Origin of the sequence: Pseudoglutamicibacter albus (assembly GCF_031458175.1) — a bacterium.
Taxonomy (GTDB): Bacteria; Actinomycetota; Actinomycetes; order Actinomycetales; family Micrococcaceae; genus Pseudoglutamicibacter; species Pseudoglutamicibacter albus.
Genome location: NZ_JAVDXX010000001.1, coordinates 1,079,414 through 1,105,110 on the forward strand (window position 1 = coordinate 1,079,414; position 25,697 = coordinate 1,105,110).

General features: G+C 59.2%; 20 protein-coding genes and 3 tRNA genes. 6 read left to right on the forward strand and 17 right to left on the reverse strand.

Annotated elements, in window-relative coordinates; all coding sequences use genetic code 11:
* Window positions 1-28 precede the first annotated feature (28 nt).
* Entirely contained in the window at window positions 29-1,282 is a 1,254-nt protein-coding gene (locus J2S67_RS04740) for an LCP family protein (protein ID WP_310246768.1), read from the reverse strand.
* Between the two features lie 97 nt (window positions 1,283-1,379).
* Between J2S67_RS04740 and J2S67_RS04745 the strand changes: the two genes are divergently transcribed.
* Window positions 1,380-1,970 carry a DUF3515 family protein gene (locus J2S67_RS04745; protein WP_310246770.1) on the forward strand — a complete coding sequence of 197 codons (591 nt, stop codon included), beginning with the start codon at window positions 1,380-1,382 and terminating at the stop codon, window positions 1,968-1,970.
* Here the strand turns inward: J2S67_RS04745 and J2S67_RS04750 are convergent.
* From J2S67_RS04750 to leuC, 6 genes are all read right to left on the reverse strand, one after another.
* Window positions 1,967-3,100: a D-alanine--D-alanine ligase family protein gene (locus J2S67_RS04750; RefSeq protein ID WP_310246772.1), complete on the reverse strand. Its 1,134-nt coding sequence runs from the start codon at window positions 3,098-3,100 to the stop codon at window positions 1,967-1,969. The two genes, J2S67_RS04745 and J2S67_RS04750, sit on opposite strands and share 4 nt — an antisense overlap.
* A gap of 3 nt (window positions 3,101-3,103) precedes the next feature.
* A complete protein-coding gene (locus J2S67_RS04755) occupies window positions 3,104-4,111 on the reverse strand; it encodes an NAD(P)H-dependent glycerol-3-phosphate dehydrogenase (protein ID WP_269634099.1) in 1,008 nt (335 codons plus the stop codon).
* A 75-nt stretch (window positions 4,112-4,186) separates the two neighbouring features.
* The gene (locus J2S67_RS04760; RefSeq protein WP_310246779.1) at window positions 4,187-4,966 is read right to left on the reverse strand and encodes a lysophospholipid acyltransferase family protein; all 780 of its coding nucleotides are present in this window, start codon (window positions 4,964-4,966) and stop codon (window positions 4,187-4,189) included.
* Window positions 4,966-6,294 (reverse strand): UDP-N-acetylglucosamine 1-carboxyvinyltransferase, encoded by a 1,329-nt coding sequence (murA, locus tag J2S67_RS04765; protein WP_035757195.1) that lies wholly within the window; start codon window positions 6,292-6,294, stop codon window positions 4,966-4,968. Before murA ends, J2S67_RS04760 begins: the two co-directional genes overlap by 1 nt.
* Before the next feature lie 225 nt (window positions 6,295-6,519).
* On the reverse strand, window positions 6,520-7,119 hold the full coding sequence (gene leuD / locus J2S67_RS04770; RefSeq protein WP_035757197.1) for a 3-isopropylmalate dehydratase small subunit: 600 nt from the start codon (window positions 7,117-7,119) through the stop codon (window positions 6,520-6,522).
* Between the two features lie 29 nt (window positions 7,120-7,148).
* Window positions 7,149-8,606, reverse strand: coding sequence for a 3-isopropylmalate dehydratase large subunit (gene leuC / locus J2S67_RS04775; RefSeq protein ID WP_070507181.1), 1,458 nt, complete (start codon window positions 8,604-8,606; stop codon window positions 7,149-7,151).
* 187 nt (window positions 8,607-8,793) lie between these two features.
* On the opposite strand from leuC, the gene J2S67_RS04780 reads away from it, so the two are divergent.
* The gene (locus J2S67_RS04780; protein ID WP_070490571.1) at window positions 8,794-9,504 is read left to right on the forward strand and encodes an IclR family transcriptional regulator; all 711 of its coding nucleotides are present in this window, start codon (window positions 8,794-8,796) and stop codon (window positions 9,502-9,504) included.
* A 61-nt stretch (window positions 9,505-9,565) separates the two neighbouring features.
* Here J2S67_RS04780 and thiL read toward each other — a convergent pair whose 3' ends face one another.
* From thiL to J2S67_RS04820, 8 genes are all read right to left on the reverse strand, one after another.
* A complete protein-coding gene (gene thiL / locus J2S67_RS04785; protein ID WP_070490372.1) occupies window positions 9,566-10,699 on the reverse strand; it encodes a thiamine-phosphate kinase in 1,134 nt (377 codons plus the stop codon).
* A 126-nt stretch (window positions 10,700-10,825) separates the two neighbouring features.
* Window positions 10,826-10,898, reverse strand: a tRNA-Glu gene (locus J2S67_RS04790).
* Window positions 10,899-10,973: 75 nt separating this feature from the next.
* A tRNA-Glu gene (locus J2S67_RS04795) sits at window positions 10,974-11,046 on the reverse strand.
* A gap of 125 nt (window positions 11,047-11,171) precedes the next feature.
* Window positions 11,172-11,243: transfer RNA gene (locus tag J2S67_RS04800), tRNA-Gln, on the reverse strand.
* Between the two features lie 222 nt (window positions 11,244-11,465).
* The gene (gene gltX, locus J2S67_RS04805; protein ID WP_310246787.1) at window positions 11,466-12,977 is read right to left on the reverse strand and encodes a glutamate--tRNA ligase; all 1,512 of its coding nucleotides are present in this window, start codon (window positions 12,975-12,977) and stop codon (window positions 11,466-11,468) included.
* A 93-nt stretch (window positions 12,978-13,070) separates the two neighbouring features.
* Entirely contained in the window at window positions 13,071-13,829 is a 759-nt protein-coding gene (locus J2S67_RS04810) for a fumarylacetoacetate hydrolase family protein (RefSeq protein ID WP_035757201.1), read from the reverse strand.
* 63 nt (window positions 13,830-13,892) lie between these two features.
* The gene (locus J2S67_RS04815) at window positions 13,893-15,011 is read right to left on the reverse strand and encodes a branched-chain amino acid aminotransferase (protein ID WP_310246790.1); all 1,119 of its coding nucleotides are present in this window, start codon (window positions 15,009-15,011) and stop codon (window positions 13,893-13,895) included.
* A gap of 140 nt (window positions 15,012-15,151) precedes the next feature.
* Window positions 15,152-16,216 (reverse strand): 3-isopropylmalate dehydrogenase, encoded by a 1,065-nt coding sequence (locus J2S67_RS04820; protein ID WP_035757262.1) that lies wholly within the window; start codon window positions 16,214-16,216, stop codon window positions 15,152-15,154.
* 177 nt (window positions 16,217-16,393) lie between these two features.
* On the opposite strand from J2S67_RS04820, the gene J2S67_RS04825 reads away from it, so the two are divergent.
* The 4 genes from J2S67_RS04825 (at window position 16,394) to J2S67_RS04840 (ending at window position 22,039) form a co-directional block, all read left to right on the forward strand.
* Window positions 16,394-17,797 (forward strand): histidine kinase, encoded by a 1,404-nt coding sequence (locus J2S67_RS04825; protein WP_176744686.1) that lies wholly within the window; start codon window positions 16,394-16,396, stop codon window positions 17,795-17,797.
* An 88-nt stretch (window positions 17,798-17,885) separates the two neighbouring features.
* On the forward strand, window positions 17,886-18,584 hold the full coding sequence (locus J2S67_RS04830) for a response regulator transcription factor (RefSeq protein ID WP_310246798.1): 699 nt from the start codon (window positions 17,886-17,888) through the stop codon (window positions 18,582-18,584).
* A 114-nt stretch (window positions 18,585-18,698) separates the two neighbouring features.
* Window positions 18,699-19,475, forward strand: a complete 777-nt coding sequence (locus tag J2S67_RS04835) for an ABC transporter ATP-binding protein (RefSeq protein WP_035757203.1) — start codon at window positions 18,699-18,701, stop codon at window positions 19,473-19,475.
* Window positions 19,475-22,039, forward strand: coding sequence for an FtsX-like permease family protein (locus J2S67_RS04840; RefSeq protein WP_070507014.1), 2,565 nt, complete (start codon window positions 19,475-19,477; stop codon window positions 22,037-22,039). The genes J2S67_RS04835 and J2S67_RS04840 overlap by 1 nt, the downstream gene beginning before the upstream one ends.
* Window positions 22,040-22,172: 133 nt before the next feature.
* Here J2S67_RS04840 and metG read toward each other — a convergent pair whose 3' ends face one another.
* Together metG and serA are read right to left on the reverse strand one after the other, a co-directional pair.
* Complete coding sequence (gene metG, locus J2S67_RS04845) at window positions 22,173-23,735, reverse strand: methionine--tRNA ligase (RefSeq protein WP_370991803.1); 1,563 nt, start codon at window positions 23,733-23,735, stop codon at window positions 22,173-22,175.
* 143 nt (window positions 23,736-23,878) lie between these two features.
* The gene (serA, locus tag J2S67_RS04850) at window positions 23,879-25,480 is read right to left on the reverse strand and encodes a phosphoglycerate dehydrogenase (RefSeq protein ID WP_310246805.1); all 1,602 of its coding nucleotides are present in this window, start codon (window positions 25,478-25,480) and stop codon (window positions 23,879-23,881) included.
* Window positions 25,481-25,697 lie beyond the last annotated feature (217 nt).

A 25,697-nucleotide genomic window follows, 5' to 3' on the forward strand; every position in this document is an offset into this window, starting at 1 on the left:
TCACTCATCCACCATTGGTTCAGAATACTTATTTAGCTAATCCGTGGCGAGTCATGAAATCCTCCATGCCGCCTTCTCGCATCGCTTTAGAGAATTCGTTGATCACGTCCATGTCCGGGACCACGATGGATTGGCCGTCAGCGCTGGTGCCCACGCCTTTATTCGGCAGGGTCATGAAGTGGAAGTCGTTGGCTCTCACACCCGGCATGGTGATCCCAAGCTGCATGAGTTTCCATCCGGTGAGGGTCTCGTCGCGGGTCATATAGGGCGCCATTGCGCCTACCGTGTTGGTTGTCTTGACCGGGTTGATCAAGGTTTGCGGGCTCAGCATTTTAGTGAAGATGACTTTCACAAGCTGCTGCTGGTTCTTCACACGCTGATAGTCGCCGTCCTTGAAGGCGTAACGCTCGCGGACAAACCACAATGCTTGCTTGCCGTTGACGTCCATGCGGCCTTCATAGTGGGTGCCTGCTTTATCGAAGGGCTGTGGAACATCGATCGTGACCCCGCCCAGCGCATCGACCATCCCTTCGAATCCGGAGAAGTCGATGGTCATGACGTGATCGATAGGAACGTTGAACAGGTTCTCTAGGGTTGCCACGGTCAAGGGCATCTTGCCCATCGCGTAGGCGGCGTTGATCTTCGCCTCACCGTGATTCGGGATGTTCACCCACGTATCACGCATGATCGAGGTGACATAGACCCCGTGCCTATCGGATGGGATGTGCATCAGCATCATCGTGTCCGTACGGCCGGAATCGTTCTGACCGCCGCGGGAATCGTTACCGAGCAGAAGAATGTTGACGGACCTATCCCCTGGCCCGTGTTGCGGCCGCTGCCCTTGCGGGAACGCCTCCGCCACCGGAATCGCGTGGGACTCGTTGAACTTCGCGGCAAGCACCGCCGCATAGACACCCAGCAAACCCAGAACAACAAGGACGATCGTGAGCAGCGAAATCAGGAACTTCTTGCCCCCGCTCTTCTTCTTTCGCGGCTTGCGCTGCGGCGGATACGGCTGCTGCCCCGGCTGTTGATACGGCTGACCAAGCTGCTGATACTGCTGGTTGGCCGGGTACGGCTGCCCCTGTTGGTATGGCTGGGCAGGCTGATACGGCTGGGCAGGTTGGGAATAGCCATATCCTTGTTCCCCTCCGTACCCTGAACCGGATCCGTAGCTTGAGCGCCCCGAGGAGGTCGCGCTGAACTCATCGCCCCATTGACCATTGTCGTACCGGTCGTCGTCATACCGGTCAGGGTCGACGTTGAATCTCCGGTCGCTCATCGGCGGTCTCCTACCTCGTTCAATGCGCATCTGATGTGCACAGTACAACTGTCTTACAGGAAAGCTTAGAGCCGCACCCTGCAGATAAACTGAAGATATGCGTGCTTTTCCCGTGTTCTCTCAGCCTTCTAGGCCTGTTCAGCCTCGCATCACACTCCGTTGTCGTGGACGCAAGGCCGCTATCGCCACTGTACTGAGTATTGGCGCAACCCTCACCTTGAGCGGTTGTAGCGAACCGGTCGAGGTCGCTCCCGCAGAGAACGCAGCAGATGCCCGATGCTCACAGGTCATGATCACCTTGCCACAAGAGATCTCAGGGCAGCCTAAACGGAAAACCACGAGCCAGTCGACTGCCGCGTGGGGTTCACCGGCTTCAGCGATCCTCAAATGCGGTGAGATTGCGCCCGCCGTCACCTCAGACAGGTGTTCCACTTTGGATGAGGTGGATTGGACCGCGCGTGAGAACAATGACGGTACATGGACGATCGCAACCTACGGCCGTGAACCGTACATCACCATCACGATCGACACGGCACGCATCTCTTCCTCCGATGTCGCAGTTGCGGTCTCTGATGCCGTGAAGAACAACAAAGCAACCAAACGCTGCACCTCAGCCCGCGACCTCAACCTCGAAGCGCCTGAGGACGCGGACGCGGACGTGGTCAGCGAAGGCAAGAAGAACGGCTAACGCAGTAACCCCGGCTGCCGCTCAAAGGCAAGGGTGATCAGCTCGGTGATCAGATCTTCGTACGGCAAACCACTTGCCGCCCACAGTTGCGGATACATGCTAATCGGGGTGAAGCCTGGCATCGTGTTGATCTCGTTGATGATCCATTCGCCGGCTTCATCCAAGAAGAAGTCCACGCGTGAGGGGCCTTCGCAACCGAGTGCGTCATAAGCGATGATCGCGTGTTCCTTGAGGGATGTAGCCTGCTCCTCGCTCAGCTGTGCAGGGGCTTCGGTGCGTGCGTTGTCATCGGCCAGGTATTTCGATTCATAGTCATACAGGTCAGCTGCGGCCTCATCGACCACAACCTCACCGCCCACCGAGGCACGTGTCGGCTCGCCTCGGCGCCCTTCTAAGGCAGCGCACTCAATCTCACGCCCTGTGATGCCCTGCTCGATCAATACCTTCGGGTCATGCATCCGGGCTTCCTCGATCGCAAGGCTCAAATCCTCACGATCATCCACACGCACAACACCTTGCGAAGAGCCTGCCCGCGCAGGCTTCACAAACAACGGAAGCTCAAGGGAGTCACACCGGTCTAAGCAACTTTGAGGGTCCGCATCCCATTCACGGTTGGTGACCACCTGATAAGGCCCCACACGCAAGCCAGCTGCGTTGAAAGCCATCTTCATCAGATGCTTATCCATACCCACAGCAGAAGCCGCAACACCCGAGCCCACATATGGGACCCCGATCAGCTCCAGCAGGCCCTGAACCGTGCCATCCTCGCCATATGGACCATGTAACAGCGGGAACACAACGTCGATACCGGTGAGCATCTTGACCATCTCACCTGGTTGGGCATCCGTGACCAGACGCGCCGCCGCATCGGGGCTGTCCGAGCGCATGAGCCGCACCGGCTGGCCTTGAGGCTCAACCATCGGTTCAACACCGCCGTCGAAGGAATACGTCAGAACCTGCTGCGGCGCAACCAGCGTCCATACGCCGTCCTGGGTGACACCCACTGGAATCACGGTGAAACGATCCGTATCGATCGCACGCAAAACTCCGGCCGCGGTCACACACGAAACCGAATGTTCGCTCGACTGGCCACCGAAAAGGAGCAAAACCTTCCGTTGAGGCGTTGACACTGGTTACGCTCCTTCCGATTTCAGATCCCGGTCCAACAGCAGCTTAGGCATCTTCACCACCGGCTCGGATCCATCCAGAACCATCGAAGCCGCCGCAGCGATCGGCATATCAACACCGTTTTCGTGAGCAAGTTCCAAAACAGCCGAGCAGCTCTTGACGCCTTCTGCCACCTGGGTCATCTTCGAGATCACCTGCTCCATGCTCAGCCCCTGACCAAACAGACGCCCAGCAGTGTAGTTTCGGGACAACGACGAGGCGCACGTAGCCACGAGATCCCCCATACCGGCAAGCCCCGACATCGTCTCCGCTTTACCGCCAAGAGCCACAGCCAAACGAGTGGTTTCTGCAAGCCCGCGGGTAATCACGGTGGCCTTCGTGTTATCCCCCATACCCATGCCATCGCACATACCCACCGCGAGCGCGATAATGTTCTTCACGATCCCGCCGATCTCAGCGCCAATCACGTCCCGGTTGGTGTAGGGACGGAAGTATGGGGCGGTGCAGGCCTTCGCGACGGCGTCAGCGGTCTCAGTGACAGCGCACGCAACCACCGAGGCGGTGGGTTCTTCACGCGCGATCTCGCGTGCAAGGTTAGGGCCGGAGAGGACCACAAGCTTGTCTTGCCTGGTTCCCAGAACTTCCTGAACCACCTGAGTCATGCGCAGACCCGTGCCTCGTTCCAGGCCCTTCATCAACGAAACGATGATCGCCTCAGACGGGATGTGCTCCACCCATTGGGTGAGCTGCTCCCGCAAGGTTTGAGCCGGTACAGCGAGAACCACCATGTCCGCACCAGCAAGTGCCGCTCCCGGATCCGAGGTTGCGGTGACATTGAGCGGCAACATCAATTCACCGAGGTAGCCGCTGTTCGTGTGTTTGGTCGCGATCTCTTGGGCCACCTCGTCACGACGGGCCCATAACGTTACGGTCGCTTCCGGGTTGGCGTCAGCCAAAACTTTGGCGAACGTGGTCCCCCACGAGCCTGAACCCATCACGGTGAGATTCTTCACGCGTATGCCTCCAACGCTGTGTTCTCTTCTGAAGCGTCTACTGCGCGGTATCTACTGCGCGGTTTCACCGCTTTTCTACCAGTCTTCTTGCTCACGGCGGCGGCGCTTTTCTTCTTCGCGCTGCTTGAGCTGTTCATCGTTATCGGCCGTAGGATTCCACGGCGCTTCCGGGGGTTCTTCACCGCGCAAGTCAGAGACCAGGTACGTCATGTGTTTCATGATGCGGGTGGTTGCCTCGTCCAGCACCGAGCGGGTCATTGGTCCGCTACGCAGGTCATCGAGGTCAATCTCCGTGCCTGCCATGACCACGGTCGCTTTCCGCGGGAACAGCTTGAGCCTGCGTGGTTTGCCGCCCAAAAGTTCCTGATCCCCCCAGTGGACAACAGGGACCACTGGTGCGTTGGTTTTCAGTGCGAGCCGAGCCGCACCCGTGCGGGCCTGCATAGGCCACTTATCCGGGTCTTGGGTCAAGGTCCCTTCCGGATAGATGATGATCACACCGCCGCGCCCAATCACTTCAGCTGCCGCTTCGAGCGAGAGCTTGGCACCCGGCCCTCCGCGTTCAACCGGGATCTGGCCGGTCGCTTTCAGAACGCGACCAACCAACGGGATCTTGAACAGCGGTGACTTCGCGAGGAAACGCGGAAGCAATCCCTGCACATAAACCGATTCGGCGATGATGAGCGGGTCAAGTTCACTGATGTGGTTCGCAACGATGATCGAGCCCGGCTTGATCGACCCCATACCAACCCAGGTGCGGCGCAACAACAGCGCCAGGGCTGGGCGTACGAAAGCTGCGGCGGTCCCGAAAGTGATGCGTGCGGCGAGGGTTTCGTTAGATCCCTTCCGCGCCATCACGCTTGTTCCTTCAGCTCGATATCGGCGCCTAGGCCACGCAACTTATCGGTGAAGTGTTCATAGCCGCGGTTGATGAGGTCGATGCCGGTGGCATTCGACACGCCTTCGGCTGCCAGCGCTGCAATCACGTGGGAGAATCCACCCCGCAGATCCGGGATCACAAAGTCAGCGCCCTTGAGATTGGACTTACCGGTGATCACCGCGGAATGCAGGAAGTCACGGTTGCCGAAGCGGCACGGCAGAGATCCGAGGCACTGGCGGTGCAGCTGAATCGTTGCACCCATGCGCTTGAGCGCGTCAGTGAAGCCGAAACGGTTCTCATACACCGTCTCGTGCACAATCGAAACGCCCGTGGCCTGGGTCAAAGCCACCACGAGCGGCTGCTGCCAGTCCGTCATGAAACCAGGGTGCACATCGGTCTCTACGACGAGGGGGTTGAGGTCACCGCTTGGGTGGAAGAACCGGATCCCTTCGCTCTGGACTTCGAATTCGCCACCGAGGCGGCGGTAGCAGTTCAGGAACGCGGACAAGTCTTTCTGGTCCGCGCCCTTCACGAGGATGTCTCCCCCGGTCGCTAGGGCAGCGGAAGCCCACGATGCGCCCTCATTGCGGTCTGGCAGGGCGGTGTGGTCGTAGGCGCGCAACGATTCGACGCCTTCGATCACGAGGGTGCGTTCGCCGCGCAGGTCGATGATCGCGCCCATCTTCTGCAGAACAGAGATGAGGTCTTGAATCTCAGGTTCAACCGCCGCGTTCTTCAACTCGGTGATGCCCTGGGCTCGCACCGCGGTCAACAGAACCTGCTCGGTCGCACCTACGGAAGGATAAGGCAACTCGACCTTGGCGCCGTAGAGGCCGTTGCGCGCGGAAATGCTGATCCCGTTCGGGGCCTTCTCAACGACGGCGCCGAATTCGCGCAGAACCTGCAAGTGGTAGTCGATCGGGCGATCGCCGATGCGGCAGCCACCCAGGTCCGGGATGAAGGCTTCCCCGATCGTATGCATGAGCGGGCCGCAGAACAGGATCGGGATGCGCGAGTCCCCTGCGAACGCATCGATTTCGGCGCTCGAGGCAGTCTTGGCGCCCGAGGGGTCCATCACGAGCTCGCCCTTGTCGTGATCGATATCGACCGTCACGCCGTGCAGGCGCAACAGGCCAGCTACCACGTCGACGTCCCTGATCTGAGGGACGTTGCGCAGAATCGATTTCCCACTACCCAGCAAGGACGCGACCATCGCCTTTGGCACCAGATTCTTGGCACCACGTACCGTCACCTCACCAGTGAGTGGGCGGCCACCATTAATGGACAGGACCTTGGTCGTCACGCTTTAGCTTTCCTTGTCATCAGCGGGCAGTGGTTAAGCACGGGATGACCCCGTTAGTTCCTCACCATCATATAGGTCAGGGCGTGTGGCATGGAAAAGCTAATCCCCAGCCACATGCATTGAGTGATTCATAATCTCACATCTGCAAGTGACTGGGGATTCAGACTGGCAATGCTATGAAAACGAACAGGAGATTCAATCCTGCAGCACAGCCTGGAGTCCGTTTTAAGAGCGGGCTGGGAGTGTGGTTGGTTTGAACGATGGACGGCGTGCTTCGTATTCAGCGATCGCCTCTTCTTGGCGCAGCGAAAGGTCGATATCGTCGAGGCCTTCAGCGAGACGCCACGCGGTATCGGAGTCGACGTAGAAGCCCACGGTCAACGAGCCCGCGGTGATGGTGCGGTTCGGAAGGTCGACCGTGATGTCCATCCCAGGGTTTTGCTCAACTTGCTTCCACAGCAGTTCAACGTCAGATTGCTCAACTTGTGCCGTGAGTAGTCCCTGCTTGCCGGAGTTTCCGCGGAAGATATCGGCGAAACGCGATGAGATCACTACCCGGAAGCCGTAGTCTTTGAGCGCCCACACGGCGTGCTCGCGTGAGGATCCGGTGCCGAAGTCCGCGCCTGCGATCAGAACGCTGCCATTCTTATACGGCTCTTGGTTCAGGATGAACTCTGGGTCTTGCCGCCAGCGGGCAAACAGCGCGTCATCGAAGCCGGTTTTGGTGATGCGTTTGAGGTAGACCGCCGGGATGATCTGGTCGGTGTCGACGTTGGATGCTCGCAGTGGCACGGCAACGCCGGTGTGTGTGCTGAATTTCTCCATGATGAATGTCCTTCTCTACCAGCGTGCGGTTATGCGGAGGCCGTTGCGGCGTGGTTTTCGATGATGTCCGTTGGCGAGGACAGTGTGCCTCGCACCGCAGTTGCCGCTGCTACGAGCGGGGACACGAGGTGGGTTCGCCCACCTTTACCCTGGCGGCCTTCAAAGTTGCGGTTGGAGGTCGATGCGCAGCGCTCGCCTTCGGAGAGCTGGTCTGGGTTCATGCCCAGGCACATTGAGCAACCGGCAAAGCGCCATTCGGCACCGAAGTCCTTGAAAACCTGATCCAGGCCTTCGGCTTCTGCTTCAAGCCGCACGCGTGCGGACCCGGGAACCACGATCATGCGTACGTTCGGGTCTTTTTCTTGCCCGCGGATCACATCCGCCGCGGCCCTGAGGTCTTCCATGCGGGAGTTGGTGCAAGAGCCTAAGAATACTGTGTCTACGCGGATGTCTTTCATGCGGGTTCCGGCTTCCAGCCCCATGTATTCGAGTGCGCGTTGGGCTGCAGCTTTCTCGTTTTCGTCACCATATTCTTCTGGGTGCGGAACCACGTCGTTGAGCGAAACGCCCTGGCCCGGGTTGGTGCCCCAGGTTACGAAGGGTTCGAGCTCGTCGGCGTCGAGGAACACTTCTGCATCGAATGTCGCGTCATCGTCGGTGCGCAGGGTCTTCCAGTATTCGACCGCGGCGTCCCACTCTTCGCCTTGTGGGGCGTGTGGGCGGCCCTTGATGTAGTCGAAGGTTGTCTGGTCTGGGGCGATCATGCCTGCACGCGCGCCGGCTTCGATCGACATGTTGCACATCGTCATGCGGGCTTCCATCGAAAGCTGCTCGATCGCAGAGCCGCGGTATTCCAGCACGTAGCCCTGCCCGCCACCGGTACCGATCTTGGCGATCACCGCGAGGATGATGTCTTTCGAGGTCACGCCTGGGCGCAGGGTTCCTTCAACGTTGATCGCCATGGTCTTGAACGGCTTGAGCGGCAGCGTCTGGGTTGCCATGACGTGTTCGACTTCCGAGGTTCCGATGCCGAAGGCCAGCGCACCGAACGCGCCGTGGGTTGATGTGTGGGAGTCACCGCACACGATCGTCATACCGGGCTGAGTGAGGCCCAGCTGTGGGCCAACGACGTGCACAATGCCTTGTTCTTTATCGCCCAGTGAGTGCAAGCGGACACCGAATTCCTTGCAGTTAGCGCGCAAAGTTTCGATCTGCTTTGCGGAGATCGGGTCTTGGATGGGCCGGTCGATCTCCAGGGTTGGGGTGTTGTGGTCCTCGGTCGCGATGGTCAGGTCAGGCCGGCGTAGCTTTCGGCCCGCTAGGCGCAGGCCTTCGAAAGCCTGCGGCGAGGTGACCTCGTGCACGAGGTGTAGGTCGATGTAGAGCAAATCAGGGCGGCGGTCGAGGCCTTCACCCTCGCCTCGAGCTACGACGTGGTCTTCCCACACCTTCTCTGCCAAGGTGCGCGCGGCTCCTGTGCTCGACATGTTGTTCTTCCCTTCTGAGTGCTGTGCGTTCCCAGTCACGATGTTCTCAGCTGTGATGGTCTCAGTCACGATGCTCACAGCTGCGATGCTTGCTGTGATCGCGGCGTGTGTTCACGACCACGCTAACATCAGACTATTCCACATTCTGATCTTGTGTCTCAAAGATTGAGACGTTATGGTTTCTAGCATGTCACAAAACAGTGGTGTGGGCGTCATCGATAAAGCGACGATGATCCTTGATGCCCTCGAGTCTGGACCTGCAAGCCTCGCGGACCTCGTGGAAGCGACCCACCTCGCCCGGCCAACAGCCCACCGGCTCGCCCAAGCCCTGGTTCATCACGGCCTTGTGACCAAAGACCTTCACGGCAGGTTCGTCCTCGGCCCACGTCTATCTGAGCTAGCGGCCGCCGCAGGTCAAGACCGGCTTGTCTCCGCATCGCGCCCAGCTCTACAGCGCTTGCGGGAACTCACTAACGAAAGCACCCAGGTTTTCAAACGCCAAGGCGATCTGCGTGTATGCATTGCCTCCGCAGAGCGCCCCACTGGCCTACGCGACACTATCCCGGTGGGTACGCAACTGTCCATGGCCGCAGGTTCGGCTGCCCAGATCTTGCTCGCGTGGGAGGATCAGGCCCGCATCGTGCAGGGTCTTGAAGAGGCGCGGTTCACTGCGCATGACCTCGCGCGCGTCAAGAAGCGCGGCTGGGCACAGTCCGTGGGAGAACGCGAACGCGGTGTGGCCTCCGTGTCCGCGCCGATCTTCAGCCCGACCGGGAAGGTTGTGGCCGCGCTTTCGATGTCCGGGCCTGTTCAACGCATCAGCAATGACCCGGGGAAACGCTACGGAAGCATCGTCGCGCAAGTCGCTCATGATCTCAGCGCCTCAATCGCGGTCTAGGTTTGCAATCTAGGTTCTCAGTCTAAGTTCGCACCGCTGGCACCTTGAGGGCTCGTACTGCTTAGGGCTTATCTGTCGAATAGTGATCGAAACCTAGGTTTTCATCCAGGCGCTGCCCCTCCAGATAAATCCCAGACTGCCGGCCTGCCTGGTTCAGCTGTGTAACCTCGCCGATTCGTACGATGCTGACGCCCGGTAGCTGAGGCAACTCCGTTCCGGCGGGCACGGTGAATAAGAGGTTGAACTCCTCTCCTCCGTAGAGAACGTTGTGGCGCGCTTCTGCGCTCTGCAGGGCCCACGCTTGCCCCAACTGTGCCGCCATCCGTTCAATAGCTGCCTCATCCAGGACCATGTCTACCCCGCTGGCTTCGGCGATGCGCGTGGCGTCCCGCACTAGACCGTCGGAAACGTCGATGCCGGCGATGCGGTGGCCAGCTGCAGCTAGTGCTGGTCCGAGCTCCAGCGGCGGGGTGGGCATGAAGTGCGCCTCGAGAGCGCGAGCCAATTCGTCTTCGTCAGGCTGAGCGTGCTGCCTCGGCATGTGCTCTAGGGAAGGCTCTTGTTGCGTTCTGGAGTCCAGGAGCCGGTTCAGGGCAGTGCCGGATGTGCCTGGCAGCCTGCCTGCGATATAGAGCTGATCCCCTGGCCGGGCCGCGTTGCGGACGATGGGCCGGGCCTTACTATCGAGTTCCCCGACCGCAGTGATCGTGATCGAGATCGCTTCAGCAGCAGATACGTCCCCACCGAGTAGTTCCACACCTTCTGCCCCGAGTACCTCGCAGGCGTCCCGCATGCCTGCGGCGAATTCGCTGGGCCAACTCGCCGCAACATTCTTCGAGAGTGACAGGGACATCAGAAGAAAACGGGCCCGCCCACCCATCGCGTTAATATCGGAAAGGTTCTGCGCCGCGCACTTGAAACCAAGTAGCCGCGGGGATGTTTCGACACCGCTGGGCCACGCCTGCATAAAGTCTTGGCCTTCAACCGAGGTATCCATCGTCAAGACCAGGCGCGCGTTTGCGGCGAGTACGGCGGCGTCATCGCCGTTACCAACAAGCACTGCTCCGCGACCCCGAGCCTCATCAGGGCCTTGGACCGCTGAGTTCACGGAGCCCGCTGAGCTAGCGTTGGGCGCGAAGGCGCGGTTGATGGAGGCGATGATGGCTGCCTCGCCTAATCCACTGACGGTCCCCACCGGTTTCCCTTTCTGCGCACGATTCTGCACCCGTTTCTGCGCACATTTCTGCGCACGTGAATGAGTCACTAGCCAGATTAGGGTATAAAAAATCCCGGTGATGCGATCACCGGGATTTTTCTTGCGTGACCCCAGCGGGATTCGAACCCGCGTTACCGCCGTGAGAGGGCGGCGTACTAGGCCGCTATACGATGGGGCCGCTTTCGCGACACGCTACGCAGATCCTCAATGAATCTGCATCACATATTGAATTAGTGAACCGTGTGTTGCGACGTGACCCCAGCGGGATTCGAACCCGCGTTACCGCCGTGAGAGGGCGGCGTACTAGGCCGCTATACGATGGGGCCAAATGCTACTCCCCATCTCTTTAACCCACTGCTTGCCAGAACAAGTACGTGTGGGGTTTAAGGGGAATCGCTGATCTCTTCTGCCGTGAGGGCTACCCGCTTCCATAACAGCGGTGAGATCTTCGCTGGGATACCAGGACTCGAACCTAGAATAACTGAACCAGAATCAGTCGTGTTGCCAATTACACCATATCCCAATGTGCACTACAGCGTAGCACGATCAATATGAATTCTCATATTCAATTATGCTTACCCGGTTTTGCGAATCAGTATTCTCAAACTGCTCGCATTCACCGAGTGTTTTTCGTTGCGATCAAATGTTTTCTCGCGACGGCATGCGATTGTCTAGCCTACCCGAGACGAGGGAGGAAACCAAATCGGCTTCCTCCCTCGTGTCGAACGCCACATTAACGCCGGGTTTACTCCGCGTGGTTCTCGCGGAATGCACGCAGCCGCGCCAGGGTTGATTCTTTACCCAGAATTTCGAGGGATTCGAACAGTGGCGGGGACACCCGATGCCCGGAAACAGCGGTGCGGACCGGGCCGAACGCTAGGCGTGGCTTGAGCCCAAGGCCATCAATGAGGCTTTCCCGCAGGGCTTGCTCGATGTTGTCTACCGTGAACTCGGAGACCTTCTCGAGCGCGTCCGCTGCAACGTCGATGACCTCGCCCAGGTTCTCTGGCATGCGCTTGAGGGCGTCGTCATCCATCGTGATCTCAGCGTCTGGCTTGAACAGGAAGTCCAGCATCTTAGGCGCCTCGCCCAACAGTTGCATGCGTTCCTGGACCAGAGGCGCCGCCGCTTCAAGGATGCGCTGTTCGTCTTGTGTCAGCGGGTCCGAGACAAGCTCAGCGTCTCGCAGGTACGGGATCAAACGTTCAATGAAAACTTCAGGCGAAAGCCTACGGATGTGCGTTCCGTTGATGGCTTCGGCTTTCTTGACGTCAAAGCGGGCAGGGTTGGGCTGTACATCCTTGATGTCAAAGGCCTTGACCATCTCCTCCGTCGTGAAGATGTCCTCATCCCCGGAGATCGCCCACCCCAGCAACGCGAGATAGTTGACGAGGCCTTCCTTGATGAAGCCGGCGTCGCGCAGGTTGAACAGCGATGATTCCGGGTCACGCTTGGACAGCTTCTTATTGCCCTGCCCCATGACGTATGGCATGTGGCCGAAACGCGGCAGGTATTCAGCGATCCCCAGCTCAATCAGCGCGCGGTAGAGCGCGATCTGACGTGGGGTCGAGGACAAGATATCTTCGCCGCGCAGAACGTGCGTGACACCCATGAGCGCGTCATCAACCGGGTTGACCAGCGTATACAGAGGCGCGCCGTTGGCGCGGGCCACCACGAAGTCAGGAACCGAACCGGCTGGGAACGTGATCTCACCGCGGATGAGGTCCTCGAACGTAATGTCCTCGTCCGGCATCCGCAGACGGAACACGGGCTTGCGGCCCTCGTCACGGAAGGCTTGCTTCTGTTCCTCGGTGAGGTCGCGATCGTAGTTGTCATAGCCTAACTGGACGTCCTGCCCAGCTGCCTGGCGGCGTGCCTTGACTTCCTCCGGGGTCGAGAAGTCCTCATACACGTATCCGCCGTCGATCAGCTTGCGCAGAATATCAGCGTAAATATCCATGCGCTGGGACTGGCGGTACGGCTCTTGCGGCCCGCCCACGCAGATGCCTTCGTCCCAGTCGATCCCGAGCCACTCCATCGCGTCGATGACCTGGTTGAAAGACTCTTCAGAGTCGCGCGCGGCATCCGTGTCCTCGATGCGGAAAATCAGGGTTCCGCCCGTGTGGCGCGCATAAGCCCAGTTGAACAGGGCGGTGCGGACCATACCGACGTGCGGGGTGCCGGTGGGTGAAGGGCAGAAACGAACGCGAACAGGAGTTGAATCGGAAACCGTAGGAAGCGACGCAGTAAAGCTCATGATCCTTTATCTTAGTAGGTCGTTATCAACGATGAGGGCAACCAACAATGACGGCAAGCAACGATGCGGGGCCGCCAACCGAGCGGTTGCCGGCTACATCACGCGATTCGATAGCGTGCCGATGCCTTCGATGGTGACTTCAACAGTCTGTCCTTCCTGCAGCAGCCCAACGCCTGCCGGGGTTCCGGTGAGCAGCACATCGCCTGGAAGCAGCGTGAACGCTTCGGAGGCTTGCGCGATCAGGCCCGCGACCTGGGTCAGCATGTCACGGGTATTGCCGTCTTGGACCGTCTCGCCATCAACTGCGGTGGTGATCGCCAACGCATCAGGGTCCAATTCGGTCTCGATCCACGGACCCAATGGAACCGACCCGTCGAAGCCTTTAGCGCGGGACCATTGACCATCGTTGCGTTGGGCGTCCCTCGCGGTGAGGTCATTGGCGATCGTGTACCCGAACACGACCTCGTGGGCGTTCTCCGGCGGGACGTCTTTACAGATACGGCCGATCACAACAGCGAGCTCCCCCTCATAGGAGATCTCGTCGGAGAAGTCCGGGAACCGGATGGGCTCCCCCGGCCCCAAAACCGCGGTGTTCGGGATCAGGAACATGACTGGCCGGGCGGGCGCTTCCCCACCCATCTCGCGTGCGTGCTCGGCATAGTTTTTGCCGAAACCCACGACCTTGGAACGCGGGATGATCGGTGCGACTAAACGCACATCATCTAATGCGTGCACGGTCTGGGTTGGTTGGACGCCGTGGAAGAACGGGTCACCAGCTAACTCGATAACCTGCTCGTCTTCTACGAGTCCATAGAACGGATCATCATCAATGACACAACGGGCAATACGCATGAAACCAGCCTACTGGGTCTACTGGAGCTCAGTTGGGTGCGGGGATGTCAAGGGGCTGCGCGGTCAGGCGAGCTGGTGCAGCCATCCGCGTGTGTCATCGACCGCACCGGTCTGTACACCGAGGAGGTCGTGGCGGATTGTTGCCCACACGCCATCGTGCTTCACTTCCGGCATCGTGAGGGTCATGTCACGGCCGCGTAGCTGCGAGATCGGTGTGATGACTGCGGCGGTTCCGCACGCGAAGACTTCATCGAGGTTGCCTTCATCGAGGCGTTGTTTCCACTCACCGAGTGTGAAGGTGCGTTCCTCGACAGCCAGGCCCTTCTCTTGTGCGAGCTCAAGCACTGAGGAGCGCGTGACGCCGTGTAGGATTGTGCCGTCCAACGCTGGGGTGACTAGAGTCTTGCCGTTATCGATCACGAAGAACACGTTCATGCCGCCGAGTTCCTGGACCGCGTGATCGTTTGTTGGGTCGGTGAAGATGACCTGTTGGCAGTCGTTGGCTTCAGCTTCGAGTTGGGCGATGAGCGAGGCCGCATAGTTGCCGCCGCACTTGGCTTCGCCGGTGCCTCCGTGGCCTGCGCGGGCATAGGTTTCAGAGAGCCAAATCTGAACCGGTTTAAGCTCGCCGCCAAAGTAGTTACCGGCAGGTGAGGCGATCACGCGGAACTCATAACGATGCGATGGCCGCACCCCCAGGAACGCTTCGGTTGCGATCATGAACGGTCGCAAGTACAGCGATTCGCCGTCACCGTCTGGGATCCACGCCTCATCAGCGCTCACAAGTTCCTTGATCGCCTGCAGGAAGACGTCTACCGGCAGTTCGGGCATTCCCAAACGGACCGCTGAGCGGTTCAGACGGCGTGCGTTGGATTCGGGACGGAAGCTGTACGCTCCGCCATCCTTGTGGCGGTAGGCTTTGAGCCCTTCGAAGATTTCTTGGCCGTAGTGCAGAACAGCGGCGGCCGGGTTAAGTGTGACCGGGCCATATGGAACTACCCGCGCGCTGTGCCAGCCCTTGTCAATATCCCAGTCGATAATGACTTGGTGGTCCGTGTAGTGGGTTCCGAAACCTGGGTCTTGCAGGATCTTTGCGCGTTCCTCGTCCGAGGTCGGGTTGGTCGTGAGCGTGCGGGTGAATTCCACTGTTATGCTCCAGTTCCGATACGTTTCGCCGCTCATGGTGGCGGCTCGTGATGTGTTTGTGCGGCGACACAGACGCTGAGTCTGCATGCACCTGTAGGTAACCCCTTTAGGTAACCCTAGTCCCGCGCCTACCCTATGCGGTAGAGCAAGACCGATGATGGGAGTTTGAGGCCGCGCTATGCGCTCAGCTGCGCGATGATCGCATCGCCGATTTCGGTTGTGGCTCGCTGCGGCGCGGCGGGCGCATCAACGAGTGCCGCGAGGTCGCGTTCGACTGCCGCTTCGATCGCGTCGGCTTGCTCGCATAGCCCTACGTGGCGCAACAGGAGTGCACCGGAGAGGATCGCGGCGGTCGGGTCCGCGATGTTCTTTCCTGCGATGTCTGGCGCGGATCCGTGGACTGGCTCGAACATCGACGGCGCGGTTCCATCCACGTTGATGTTGCCGGAGGAGGCGAGCCCGATGCCGCCGGTGACGGCTCCTGCGAGGTCGGTGAGGATGTCGCCAAAGAGGTTATCGGTCACGATCACATCAAAGCGGGCTGGGTCTGTGACCATGAAGATGGTTGCCGCGTCGACGTGCAGGTAGTCCACGGTGACGTCTGGATAGTTCGTGGCTTCTTCGTTGACGATGCGGTTCCAGAGCTTGCCGGCGTTGACCAAAACATTGTGTTTGTGGACCAGCGTGAGTTTCTTGCGGCGTGCGTTGGCGCGTTGGAAGGCGTCGCGGACTACGCGGCGGACGCCGTGGGCCGTGTTGATGGATACTTCGGTTGCGATCTCGTGTTCGGTTCCCGTTTTGAATTGGCCGCCGTTACCTGCATAGAGGCCTTCGGTTCCTTCGCGGACCACAACAAAGTCGATCTGGCCGGGTTCGCTCAGTGGGCTCACGGAGCCTGGGAAGAGCCTGGATGGGCGCAGGTTCACGGCATGATCGAAGGCGAATCGAAGCTTGAGCAGGATCTCGCGCTCGAGGATGCCTGATGGGATCCGTTCGTCATTGGGGGCGGCACCTACCGCGCCGAAGAGGATCGCTTGGTGCTCACGGAGTTGCTCGAGGGTTTCCGTGGTGAGGGTTTCTCCGGTTTCGAGCCAGTGTTCGGCGCCGAGGTTGTATTCGGTGGTCGCTACGTCAACATCGGTGTTCTCCAGCGATGCCATGATGACTCTGAGGGCTTGGCTAATAACTTCGGGGCCGATGCCGTCGCCGGGGATCACTGCCAAATCAAGTGTGCGCGTCATGGTTTCCACCATACGCCCTCGTCCACAATATGAGCCAACATCCCACTATGTGGGACGTGTTTATGACGGCCTCGGCACGGCACGGCTATGCGCCCAAGCACCGTCGCTCCGTGGCGCCGCCGCGCGTCATACCCTGGTCGCAGTCAAAAGTGCCTCTTACTCATTAGAGTGTGGTGTATGGCCCAGACCGCTAACACTCGCCCAGGCAGGATAAGGCGCACGGAAACGTGGATCCGCACACATCCGGTGAGGATCGATATGATGCAAGCCGCCTGCATGGCCCTGTTCGTCAGCTTCATCTTCTGGGCGGCGGGTCCTCTCCCGCTGGGCCCGCACATGCCAGACCCAGAAAGCGGTGAATACCTTCAGGGGGCACCTGCGCTGCCATTCTGGCCGCTATTCCCCTATGCCGTGCGTCGCGCCACCGTACTCCTGGTGGGGCTAGTGTTGTGCGCTGCATGGGCTATTCGCCGCTATAAACCTGGCGCTGCGCTGGTGACCGCGGTGATCGCATGCCTTGTGCAAGTGTGCGTTGTCGCCGACCGGTCCCCCATGCTGATCCTCGTGCCTCCCATTATTTATTCTTCTGCCGCGCACGGGAGCCGTTGGGTCTCGAACACAGCTTTGGTTGCGGGGCTCCTCGGTTCCATTGTGGCAGTCGTGTTCTTCATGACACACGACGTGGAGTATCGGTCTGCCTTGGACTACGCGGCAGCGCTGATTGGGCATTGGCTCGTCGTGGCGGTCGCGTGGCTTCTCGGTCGCCTATCTTTCGAACGGCGCGCACGTTTCGAAGCTGAAAAGCTGCGGATGAAGAGGCTCATCGACGAGCAGATCAGGGAGCGTGAATTCGCTGCAGCGGATGAGCGGCGTCGTATCGCTCGGGAGATGCACGATGTGGTGGCTCATTCGCTCTCGGTCATCGTGACTCAGGCAGACGGCGGCCGATATGCGGCCGTCCAGCGTCCGGAAGTAGCGTGCGAGGTTTTGGAGACGATCTCTCAAACGGGACGTGAAGCGTTGACCGAGATGCGCTCACTATTGGGGGTTTTGAGGGATGAGGGCGATGAGGCCCGCAGAGCCCCCGCCCCTGGTTTTGATCGGCTTGATGAACTCGCCTACACCGCGAGCGCAAGTGGTATTGAGACCTCGATTGAGTGGAAGCACTCCCCTGCCGGTACGTTGCCTCCCGGTGCTGAGTTGGCGGTGTATCGGATTGTTCAAGAGGCGTTGACAAATGTTCGTAAGCACGCGGTTGCGCCTACGCGTACGGATGTTGTTCTGACGTGGATGGCCGGTGGGCTTGCGGTGACGGTGGCGAATGATTCGCTGCCACCGAGAGGTCCTCAGGCCCAAGGTGCTTCTCAGACGCAGGGTGTTGCCAGCGCAGATGCTTCAGATGCCCCGCCTCCGGTGACTGTTGGGGTTGCCGCCGCATTGCCATCGAGTGGACGCGGACAGGTTGGTATGCGCGAGCGGGCTGAGCTGTATGGGGGTAAGGTTGCTTTCTCGGTTTTGCCGGGGGGCTATCAGGTGTATGCGTTCATCCCGTATGCCTCGGATGAGCTTGCTAGTGCGTGAGCACGCCATCCTTGAATCAATAAGTCGTTAGGTATGAAAGTGATTGAGCCGGGCTTGGGCTTGGAAGGTTGTGGGTTTGGAGGGTTCCATGGAGCGGATTAAGGTTGCGCTGGTTGATGATCAGCAGTTGGTGCGTTCTGGTTTTCGAATGTTGATTGATTCGCAGCCTGATTTGTGTGTTATTGCGGAGGCCTCTGATGGTCTTGCGGTGTGCAGGCCGCCGGCAAGTGGAGCCTCCGTTGGTGATGCGGATGTTGTTTTGATGGATATCCGTATGCCTGGAATGGATGGGATTGCCGCGACCACGCAGTTGCTTTCAGATGCGGCTCGGCGTGGTGTGGAGGCCCCGCGGGTTTTGATTCTGACGACGTTTGATTTGGATGAGTACGTTCTTGATGCGATTTCGGCTGGCGCTGCCGGGTTCTTACTCAAGGATGTTCCTCCGGAGGATCTGCTGGAGGCGATCCGCACTGTGTTCCATGGTGGTGCGGTGGTTGCGCCGAGTTCTACTAAGCGGCTTCTGGACCATATGGCGCCTCTTTTGCGTTCTCAGGCTCAACAAGACGGGGCGTCGGCTCAGGACCTTCTGGAGCTTCTGACGGCGCGGGAGGCTGAGGTTTTCAAGCTCATGGCTGAGGGTTTCTCTAACACGGAGATCGCTGAGCAGCTGTGTTTGTCTGAGGCCACCGTCAAGACACACGTGGGCCGCGTTTTGTCCAAGCTTGAGGTCCGTGACCGCGTTCAGGCTGTCGTCCTTGCGTATAAAACAGGCGTCGTGACCCCTTAAGCAGGTCATCTGTTGCCGCTTCGAGGCCATGTCATACCTGAGTATGACATGGCCTTGCGTTTTTCCATCCTGGTGGTCGATGATCACAGATCGCGTGGAAATTACTGTAGAAGCATGACTACACAACCTCCATCATCTGAAGCACACATCGGTTCGCACGCGGCTCAGCCGGCAGTTGCAGCATGGAATCTCACCAAGATCTTTGGTGAGGGCTCTACTCAGGTCACGGCTTTGAACAACGTAACTGTGGGTTTTACCCGCGGTAGGTTCACCGCGATCATGGGCCCTTCGGGTTCGGGTAAGTCCACGTTGATGCACATGCTGGCAACCCTGGATCGCCCTACGAGCGGGGCATTGTCACTGGGTGATACTCGCGTGGACACCATGAATGAAGACGAGCAGACCCGTATGCGCCGCGAGCGCGTGGGTTTCGTGTTCCAGGCGTTCAACCTGGTTCCAACCTTGACGGCCAAGCAGAACATTCTTCTTCCGCTTGAGCTTGCAGAACAAAAGCCGGACATGGCTTGGTTCAACGAGCTCGTTGAGCGTTTGGGTCTGAGCGAACGTTTGAACCACAAGCCACACGAGCTCTCGGGTGGCCAGCAGCAGCGTGTTGCTGTGGCACGTGCATTGCTGTCCCGTCCCGATGTGATCTTCGGTGACGAGCCGACCGGTAACTTGGATTCGGAGTCCGGTAGCGAGGTGCTGACCTTGTTGCAGCGCGCAGCGCACGAATACGGCCAGACCGTAATCATGGTGACGCACGACCCGCAGGCTGCTTCCTACGCTGACCGTGTCTTGTTGCTCTCTGACGGTGTTATTGCCGGCGAGATCAATCACCCGACAGCCCAGGGTGTGGCTGAAGCACTCGCTCAGTTGGGGGCTAAATAATGAATACGATTGCACGCGCGAATGTGCGCGCTTATCTGCGCCGCTATATAGCGGTAATCCTCGCTGTGACGATCGGTGTTGCGTTCCTCAGCGCTGTCATGAACTTCTCGACCTCCTCGAAGGCGAGCCTCGCCAATTCCCAAGGCCAGGTCTATTCACAGTCTGATGTTGTCGTGCAGGTGAAGGATACCGGCAAGTCTCAGGGGGACCCTGAAAAAGCAGCACAGGGGCTGGAGCAAATCGACAAGATTGTGACCTCGAACGGTTCGGTTGCTGATCATGCGATGTATCAGAGCGCAATGATCTTCTCACTCGGCGGAGGCTACGATCCTCTGACCCTCTATGCAGTCAAGGGAGATTGGAGCCTGTTCGGTTTCAAGAAACTCGAAGGCGAATTCCCTGATGGCAAGAGCATCGGTATCTCCAAGGAGATCAAACAGCGCTTCAAGGGTTCTCAGGACTCAAGCGCGCCGGCGCTGACCTTGGGATACTCGCCGGATTCTGACGGGCAGGAGCAGGACCCGGAGGAAGCTAAGCCGCAGAAATACGAGGCCAACGGTGTATTTGAAGACTCTATGATGATCGATGACGTTGGTTTGCCTCTGGTCTTCATGGACTATAAGCAGGCTGAAGCCTCAGGCCTGTTGATGGGCTCTCCCGAGCCGGTGTACCTGCTCAAGCTCACCCCGGGTAGCAACCCGGATGAGATCGTACGGCAGATCAAAACCGCCGTGCAGAAAGCAGGCATCGAAGGCGTCACGGTTGCAACACCGGAGCAGCTGCTCGAGCAGTCGATGGAGAACATCGGCTCCTCCATGGTCTTCGTCACCGTAGCGCTCTTCGCGTTCGTGCTGCTCTCGGCAGTGGTGTGTGTGCTCGTCACATCGAACACGTTCACCGTGGTTTTGGCTCAGCGCACCCGCGAACTTGCGTTGCTTCGCACGATCGGTGCTAACTCGAAGCAGATCAAGTCCATGATGCGCACCGAAGGCCTCCTGGTCGGGTTGATCGGCGGCGTGGTTGGTGTTGCGCTCGGCATCGCGCTGATCGCCGGCGGTGGTTCGATCATGGCTTGGGTTACTAAGTCTTCGACGTTCCAGTTCGCATTCAACTGGTGGTCCCTCCCAGCCGGTATGGTCCTGGCCGTGGTCATGACATGGCTTGCCTCGATCCGCCCGGCAAAGAAGGCTTCCAGCCTCTCCCCGATCGCTGCCCTCCAGCCGCAAGAAACCGTGACGGTCGGTAGCCGTAAGGGCAAGAAACGCATCACCACCGGTGTGCTGCTGATCCTGTTGGGTGCCGTTTTCATCGGCATCGGCATGGCTGGGCCTGCGGTTCTCCCTGTCGAAGATGACGCCGACACTGCCGCGGTGTTCTTCTTGGTCGTCTTCCTAGGGTGCGTGCTGGCCTTCCTCGGCCTGCTCGTTGTCGCGACCTTCCTCGTGCCGTTCCTTGTGGGGCAGGCCGGTAAGCCCTTCGCTGGGAAACCGGCTGGAAAGCTCGCCGGGCTCAACGCGGTACGCCACCCAGCCCGCACAGGTGCGGTCGGCTCCGCACTGATGATCGGTGTGGTGTTGGTTGCGGCATGCCTCACGGGTATGTTCAGCCTCAGGGCCACGATGAACAACATGATCTCCAACCAGTTCCCGATCGATGCCAAAGTCTATTTCGAAGAGGACAAGCTCCCGACGGATAAGACGCTCGAGAACGTTGCCAAGGCTAACGAGGTCGAGGCAGCAGTGTTGGTCAAACCTGCGAAGCTCACGGAAGACCAGATGGCCGAGACCTCCTGCAGCGCCCTCTATGTTGGCGATGTCGAGGCGTTGAAGAAGGTCGTGCCTTCGAACGTGCCGTTGCCTGGGGCAAACGAGTTCGGCCCGGTCGGAAAACTTGAGGAAGCTCTTCCGCTGAAGATCAAGGGCACCACGCTCAAGCCTCACGGTACCGCCTCGAGGGCAGCCGTTCCGTGCATGATCGATATCCAGACCGCTCAGAAGCTCAACATCGAGACGCTTGATGAGCAGACACAGATCTGGGCCAAGCTGGACGAAGACGTCAAGCCGACGACCGCCTCTGAGGTGATCGCCAACGCAGCACACGTAACCCCACAGAACCTTGAACTGGCCGCACAGGAAAAGGAAGCGTACGACGCCACCATCATGACCTTCACGCTGATCGTGGTTGGGCTCTTCGGTGTCGCGGTCCTCATCGCGCTGGTGGGTGTCTCTAACACCCTGACACTCTCGATCCTCGAACGCACCCGCGAGAACGCTTTGCTGCGAGCCCTTGGCCTCACCCGCAAGCAGCTACGCTCAATGCTGTTCCTCGAAGCGTTCCTGATCGCAGGCATCACAGCGCTGGCGGCAGTGATCTTCGGTACCTTGTTCGGCTACTTCGGGTCCACCGCTCTGCTCCGTTTAATGGATGGTGCAGAGTTCACGATCCCGTGGATCCCGCTGTTCATCCTGTGGGTAGCAACCGTGGCGATCACCATGCTGGCAACGGTATTGCCAGCACGCCGCGCGGCCAAGATCACTCCAGTTGAGGGGCTCGCCGTCGAGTAAACGCTCACGAAGCGTTACAGCGGCTAGCTACACAGGCTAGCTACATAAAAGCGGTGGGGCAGGTTTACATTCATGTGAACCTGCCCCACCGCTGTAGTCCAGTTACGCTAGCTAACGCTGTGGTTCCACAGCGTTAGCTAGATTGGGGCTCCTCATAGCGTGGGAAGATCGGTTGCGGCTTCGGCAGCGGCGTGCCCGCCTCGACTGTGCTATCGAACGCCGCGAACGTGCGCATCGCGCCCTGGCGGACACCCAGCACATCCAACATGCGGGTCATCGAATCCGGCATGACCGGCTGAGCGAGCAACGCGACCCGCCGCACCACATCCAAGGTCACAGCCAACACCACCGACATGCGCTGCGGGTCTTCCTTGCGCAAGACCCACGGAGCCATCTCAGCGAAATACGAGTTCGCATCGTGCAGTACCTTCCACTGCTCAGCAAGGGCCAGCGAGAACGCCTGCTTATCGTAATGAGCTCGGGCCGAGTCCAGCAGACCCTTGGCGGAATCCAACAGCTGCGTATCAGCCTCCGTCAGATTCTCAAGTGCTGGCATCTTCCCGTCAAGATTCTTAGCGACCATCGAAAGGGAACGCTGCGCGAGGTTACCGAGGTTATTAGCCAACTCCGCGTTCATGCGGTTCACAATCGCCTCATGCGAATACGAGCCGTCCGCACCGAACGGCACTTCACGCAAGAAGAAGTACCGCATCGCATCCAAGCCATAATTCTCGATGAAGTCAGCCGGACCCACCGTGTTACCGAGAGACTTAGACATCTTCACGCCATTATTGTGCAAGAACCCGTGAATCATGATGCGCTTGGGCAACTCGATGCCAGCAGACATCAAAAACGCAGGCCAATAAATCGCGTGGAAACGGGAAATATCCTTACCGATAATGTGCACGTCGGCTGGCCAGTACTTGCTGAACTTCTCCCCCGCGGTATCTGGGTAGCCCACGCCCGTGACGTAGTTCGTCAACGCATCAACCCACACATACATCACGTGCCCTGGCGCATCCGGAACCGGGATACCCCAGTCGAAGGTCGTGCGCGAAATCGAGAGGTCCTCAAGCCCACGCTCAACGAAACGAATCACCTCGTTGAACCGGGAACCCGGTGCCGCGAACTCCGGCTGCTCCTTATACAGCTCAAGCAACGGCTCAGCGTACTTGGAGAGACGGAAGAAATACGATTCCTCTTCCGTCCAGGTCACCTCAGTTTCCGTCTCGGTCGCGTAGCGGACCCCATCCTCACCTACGTGGGTCTCTTCCTCGTCGTAATAGGCTTCATCGCGTACCGAATACCAGCCCGCATAGTGGCCCAAATAGATATCGCCATTGGCCTCCATGGCCTTCCAGATCGCCTGGGCGGCAGCCTGGTGATCCGCATCAGTGGTGCGGATGAACCGGTCATAAGAAATACCCAAAGCATCCTGCGTGGACTGGAACCGATCCGAGTTCACACGCGCCAACTCCATCGGGGTGATGCCCTGCTTTTGTGCAGTCTGCATCATCTTCTGGCCATGCTCATCAGTGCCCGTGAGGAAGTAGACGTCATAGCCATCCAAACGCTTGAAACGCGCCATCGCGTCAGCCGCCACGAATTCGTAGGCATGCCCGATGTGCGGTTCCCCGTTCGGATACGAGATAGCCGTGGTCATGTAGAACGTTTTATCTTTACCCAGATCAGTCACGCCGCGATTCTATCGAAATGAGGTGTGGGATGGGCGTACATGACACCCATCCCACACTGTTCCTCACACCGTTCCCAGCTCTGCGCCCTGCACCACGCCCTGCACCGTTGCGGTGCCTTGATGCGCCAGAGCCTAGTCAGGTTTTAGTACTCTTCGAGGTCGACCTCGCGAGCAACGCTCGCGCCGATCTGTTCACCGATGGTTTCCAACAGGCCCTCCGGCAGGGCGTCATCAATCGTGACAACCGCGGCGGACTGGCCCTGCTCATCGGCCGGGGCCACCTGCATACCGCCAATGTTGACGTTATGCTCCCCCAAGACGCGACCCAACGCACCCACAACACCCGGGCGGTCCTCATAACGCAGAATCAACATGTGATCCTCGATCGGGATCTCAAGGTTCTGCCCGAACACTGCGGTGAGCTTCTGGATCTGCTTGGGGCCCGTCAACGTACCGGTCACCGACAGCGCAGCTCCGGAGGCCAAAGCACCCGAAACCACGAGCTTATTGCGGTAGTCCTCAGAGACCTCGGTGGTAGTCAAGCGGGTTGCGACACCACGCTGTTCCGCAAGAACAGGCGCGTTGACGTAGGAGACCCCCTGCGAGACAACATCGGTGAAAACACCCTTGAGGGCGGCGAGCTTGAGGCTCGTGACGTCCTTGGAGGCGATCTCACCAGCCACCGTGAGTTCAACCGAGGTCAAACGCTCACCCTGCGCGAGTGCGGAGAAAATACGGCCGAGCTTCTCCGCCAACGGAATACCAGGGCGCACGTCCTGATCGATCACGCCACCGGCAACGTTGACCGCATCCGGAACCAGCTCACCTGTGAGAGCCAAACGGACGGACTTAGCGACAGCCACGCCAGCCTTCTCCTGGGCCTCAGCGGTCGAGGCACCCAAGTGCGGGGTCACCGAAACGTTGGGAAGCTCAATGAACTTGATGCCCTGGGCAGGCTCGGACGTGTAAACATCGATGCCCGCACCGGCGATCTGGCCTTGGGTCAACGCCGTGTAGAGTGCCTCCTCGTCGATGAGGCCGCCACGGGCGACGTTGAAGACGAACGCGGTGTCTTTCATCCGCTCGAACTGTTCGGTTGAGATCATCCCGGTAGTCTCCGGGGTTTTCGGCATGTGGATCGTGATGAAGTCAGCCTGAGCGAGCAGTTCATCGAGCTCCACGAGCGTGACACCCAGCTGCTGTGCACGAGCCGGGGTCACGTAGGGGTCATATGCGACGAGCTTCATACCGAATGCGGCGAGCCGTTCTGCAACAAGCGCACCAATGCGGCCCAAACCGATGATGCCAGCGGTCTTCTCAAAGAGCTCGACACCCGTGAATGCCTTGCGGTTCCACTGCCCCTCTTTCATCGAAGCGTTAGCGGCAGGAATATTGCGGGCCGCAGCGATGATGTGACCCACCGTCAGTTCAGCTGCGGAAATGATGTTAGAGGTCGGCGCGTTGACAACCATCACACCATCCTGGGTGGCCGCCTTGATATCGACGTTGTCCAAGCCGACACCGGCACGCGCAATCACCTTGAGGTTCTTAGCCGCGCTGATCGCCTCCGCGTCCACCTGCGTGGCGGAGCGAACCAAGATCGCATCGACATCAGCGATATCGGCGAGCAAACGGTCACGGTCCGCGCCATCAGTCCTGCGGATCTCAAAATCTGGGCCCAACGCTTCAACGGTTGCGGGCGAAAGTTCTTCTGCAATCAGTACAACAGGCTGAGTCTGAGCCACGAACGTGATCCTCTGTTCGATCGATGGGGTTATGTCACTGGTTTATCAAGCGTGTTTAGCGGGCACTGCGCACTTCCGGCGGAATCCCACTGCACCTAACGCTATCTTCCTCACAGCCAACTGCCACCCAGGTTTCGCTGGTATGACACACAGCACGCTTCATGAAATGCAATATAACGATGCGGTTGCCGGCTTGATCCCGCTCGTGCCCCTGGTG